Below are 4,579 nucleotides of genomic sequence, written 5' to 3'. Positions count from 1 at the left end.
TGAGCCGGACGATGCCGCCGCGCAGGCGTTCCCGCTCCCGCCCGGACAGCGCGTCCGGGTGGGCGGCGGTGGCGGACAGGTCCGCGCCGAGGATTCGGTCCAGCGCCGGATTCGCCTGTCCCGGTACGGGTCCGGCGACCAGGTCGGCCAGCACCGCGCCCGCGTCCACCGAGGCCAGCTGGTCCGGATCGCCGACCAGGACGAGGCGGGCGTCCGGGCGGACGGCGGGCAGCAGGTGGCTCATCATGGTCAGCGACACCATGGAGGTCTCGTCCACCACGATGACGTCGTAGGGCAGGCGGTTGAATTCGTTGTGCCGGAAGCGGGACGCGCCGCCGCGCTGCCAGCCCAGCAGGCGGTGCAGGGTGGCGGCGGTGAGTTCCGGCAGGCCGATATCCCCGGCCTGCTCCCGCACCGATTCCTGGAGGCGGGCGGCGGCCTTGCCGGTCGGCGCGGCCAGGGCGATGCGTAGCGCGGGCGCGCCCGGGGCCGCCTGCTGATGCGCCACCAGCAGCGCCAGCACCCGCGCGATGGTGTGGGTTTTGCCGGTGCCGGGGCCACCGGCGACCACGGTGGTCCACTGGGTGGCGGCCAGGGCCGCGGCCAGCCGCTGCCGGTCGGGCGGCTCTCCCGGCCCGGCCTGATCGGGGAAGAGCCGATCCAGTTCGCGCCGAACCAGTTCCGCGTCCACCATGGGGTGGGTGGCGGCGCGTTCGGTGAGCACCCGGCGGATGGTCTGTTCCTGCTGGTAGTAGCGGCTCAGGTAGAGCAGCGGTCCGGCGGGCGTGTCGACCAGGCGCAGCGGGGTGAGCGGTCCGGCCGGGCTGCCGCACACCAGCGGGCTCACCCGCAGCGCCGCGATGACGGCGTCCACATCGGGCCAGGGCAGCGTGGTCGGGTCGATGGCCGACTCTTCGGTGCCCTCGGCGTCCACGCCGATCTCGTGCATGCGCCGCAGCTCCAGGCAGACCGATCCGGAGCGTACGGCGCGCACCGCCAGCGCGGTCGCGAACAGGACGAGGGGCGAATCCTCCCGGCCCAGCCGCGCCAGCCGCACGGCGACGTGCACATCGGCGGCGGACAGCACACCCGCCTCGTTGAAGGTGCGCAGCGGCCCGGTGCCGCGCTGCGCCACCGCGATCGACGTCATCGCCCGGTCACCACCCTTCGCCCCGGCCCGACCGTCATGCCCGTCCTCCGCCCGTCTCGCCCGCCAGCAGGGCGGACAGTTCCACCACCAGCGCGGCGGGCGGCTCCCAGTCGAAAACGCCCGCACCGTCCGGGGTGTCGGGGCCGATCATGCCGCGCACGAACAGGTACCGGATGCCGCCGAGGTGGCGCTCCGGGGCGTAGTCGGGCAGCCGCCAGCGCAGATAGCGGTGCAGGGCAACCGAATACAGGATCGCCTGGAGCGGGTAGTGGGAGCGCATCATCTCGGCGGCCATCTGTTCGTGGGTGTAGTGGGCGACGGTGAGGTCGCCGGTGCCGAGGCGGTTGGTCTTGTAGTCGACCACCACGAAGCGCGGGCCCGGAATGCGCAGCACGGCGTCGATGCTGCCGGTGAGGTAGCCGCGCAGCGGGGTGTCGTCCAGATCGGCGAGCTGATCGGCGTAGTCGGCCAGCGGATCGCCGGGCGGGAGATGGCGGCGCAGCAGGGTGGCGATATGGGGCACGGTCACCCGCTCGCGGGCCGGGGTGTCGCCCCCGGCGAGGGGCAGTTCGAAATCGAGTTCGCTGAGCCGGTCGCGGGTGGGGATGTCGGCGAGGCAGCCGAAGCCGATCGGGGTGCGCATGACCGCCAGCAGGGCCCGCGACAGCACCTCCGGGTCGGCGTCGAACATCTGCTCGGCCACGGCGTGCGCGGTGCGGTCGCGGATCTCGGCGGCGAGGTCGGGGGCGTCGGTGTCGACGTACTCCAGCACCTCGTGCACGAGGGTGCCGAATTCGGCACCGTAGGGCAGATCGTTCATGAGCGAGGGCGCGGCCGCCGACACAGGGGCCGCGGCGTCGGCGAGCACGCTCGGTGCGTCGGGTTCGTCGGCGATGCCGCGCCCGTCCGGGATGTCGGTGGTGGGTGCGTGATCGTGGGCTCCGGCGGTGAGCGCCGAATAGGACGTGCGCCGCCAGTCGTGGTCGAGTACCCGGTCGAAGCGCGCGGCGGCGAGGTCACCGACCGCGCCGTCGGTGGTGGCGGCCGCCAGTCGGGCCGCCCGCGCCCGGTCCACCGGTTCCACCGTGATCACGCCGTCTCCGGCGGTGGCGGCCCAGGTGATGATGCGGTCCAGGGCAACGTGATCGGCGGGCACCGCCACCTTGTCGGCGACCTCGTCGCCGCCGGGTTCGCGGCCGAACAGCATGCGGTGCAGCGGGCCGGTGGCGGTGTTGTAGCTGGGCGCCCACCAGGCCACCACCTGCGCGCCGGCGCGGGTGAGCGCCACGTACAGCAGCCGCAGCTCCTCCCCCGCCGCCTCGGCCTCGGCGCACCGCTTGCGCTGAGCGTGGCCGGGAGCGTCGGGGCCGCCGACATCGAGCACGCGGCGGTCCCGCTCGTCGTGGAACAGCAGGGCCGCGTTCTTGGGCAGCATCATCGAGTCCCACGCGAAAGGCAGGTAGACGACCGGGAATTCGAGGCCCTTGCTGGCGTGCACGGTGGCGATCTGCACCGAACGGGCGTCGCGGTCCAGGCGGCGACTGCGGCCGGTGACCGCACCCGAGGCCGGATCGCGCACCCGGTCGGCGAGCCAGCGGGCCAGTGCGGTGAGGCCGAGGGATTCGCGCAGCGCCGCCTCGTCCAGCAGCTGGGCGAGCTGCCGCAGGTCGGTGAGCTGGCGTTCGCCGCCGTCCAGGGCGAGCAGGCGCGGTGCGAGTTCCCGTTCGGCGGAGAGCTTTTCGAATACGGCGGCGAATCCGGCGCGGGTGAACAGGCGGGCGGAATCGCGCAGCAGAGCGCTCAGCTGGCCAACGAGATCGGCTCCGCCGCTGTCGATCTCGACGGCGGACAGGCCGAACAGGGCGGTGCCCGCGGCCAGGCGGACGCGGTCGGCGCGGTGCGGCTGCTCCAGGGCGCGCAGCACCCACAGCCAGTCCATGGCCGATTCGGTGCCGAAAACGCTGGCCCCGCCGGTGAGTACGGAGGGCACCCCGGCCTTCTCCAGGGCGGCGCGCACCAGGTTCAGCTGGGTGTGGGTGCGCACCAGCACGGCGATATCGCCCGCGTCCACCGGGCGCTCGCCCGCGGACGTGGTGATGGTGACCCCGGATTCGAGCAGGCGCACGATATCGGCGGCCACATCGGTGGCGACGCGTTCGCGCTGGCGGCCCACGGTGGGGAAGCCGGACTTGTTGAGCGGTCCGGCACCGCTGCGCGGGAAACAGCGCAGCCGCAGCGGGGTGATGGCTTCGGCCGGGCCGGACAGCCGGGTCCACGGGCGAGTGGCGGCGACCGGGTGGACGCGAATCTCCGGATGTCCCAGGGCCGCTCCGCTCTGCACGTGCGCGAGGGCCTGGAGCAGTCCGGCGTCGCTGCGCCAGTTGACGGTGAGTTCGCGGCGGCTGTCGGCCACGGAGACGGCGGTCAGGTAGCTGAGCACCTCCGCGCCCCGGAAGGCGTAGATGGCCTGCTTGGGGTCGCCGACCAGGACGAGGGTGGCGTGGCCGTGGAAGGCGCGGCGCAGGATGTCCCACTGCAGCGGGTCGGTGTCCTGGAATTCGTCCACCAGCGCCACCCGGAACCGGTCCCGGATGCGGCGGCAGGCGCGCTCGCCGTGCTCGGTGTCGGCCAGCACCCGGTGCAGCAGCACCAGCAGGTCGTCGAAGTCGCGGATGCCCGAAAGCTGTTTGCGGCGTGCCACTTCCGCGCGCACCGCCTCGGCGAAGGCCACCCGCTCGGCCGCCGGATCGCCGTCGTACTCGGCCTGCGGCACCAGCATCGACTGCCGATCCCCCACCGCGGACACCGCCAGCTCGTGCGCCTCCGACGGGCTGAACGGCGCACCGTCGCGCGCGTACCGGCTCACGTACAGATCGTCGGCCACGGTGGCGACGACATCCTCGATGCTCTCCACCAGCCGGGCCCCCGGATCCCGCTCCCCCGCCAGCCCCAGCTCGTCCAGCATGCGCTGGCAGAAGCTGTGCGTGGTGGCGATCGACCCGGCGTCGAAATCCGACAGCGCCGCCAGCAGCCGCTCCCGCCGCAGCGCCACCTCCGCCGAATCCGCTTGCGCCAGCAGGGAAACCAGCTCATCCCGGGACTCCCGGGCCGCCTCCGGATCGGCCAGCCCGGTCGCCACCTCCACGAACCGGTTCCGCGTCCGCTCCCGCAGTTCCTGGGTGGCCGCCCGACTGAACGTCACCAGCAGCAGTTGCGAGATATCCACCCCCGCCTCGGCCACATACCGCACCGCCAACCCCACGATGGCGTACGTCTTCCCGGTCCCCGCACTGGCCTCCAGCACCATGGTCCCGGCGGGCAGCGGCCCCAGCAGATCGAACCGCGACTCGGCCCGCCCCTGCGGCACCGCGTCGCGGTCCGGCGTCCCGCCCGCCCCCGTCGCGTCGTACCCGGACCCCCGCTGCGGAG

General features: G+C 73.5%; 2 protein-coding genes. Both read right to left on the bottom strand.

Annotation, left to right across the window (positions count from 1 at the left end; genetic code table 11):
* A partial coding sequence (locus tag QK444_RS32760; protein WP_282785926.1) for an AAA family ATPase occupies nucleotides 1–1,150 on the bottom strand: 1,150 nt, incomplete at its 3' end.
* Nucleotides 1,151–1,184: 34 nt separating this feature from the next.
* Nucleotides 1,185–4,457: a UvrD-helicase domain-containing protein gene (locus QK444_RS32755; RefSeq protein ID WP_282785927.1), complete on the bottom strand. Its 3,273-nt coding sequence runs from the start codon at nucleotides 4,455–4,457 to the stop codon at nucleotides 1,185–1,187.
* Nucleotides 4,458–4,579: the final 122 nt, after the last annotated feature.

This window comes from Nocardia sp. CC201C, from assembly GCF_030010695.1.
Lineage (GTDB): Bacteria > Actinomycetota > Actinomycetes > Mycobacteriales > Mycobacteriaceae > Nocardia > Nocardia otitidiscaviarum.
Note: the sequence above shows the minus strand (reverse complement) of the source record. Positions and strands in the feature narration are given on the sequence as shown.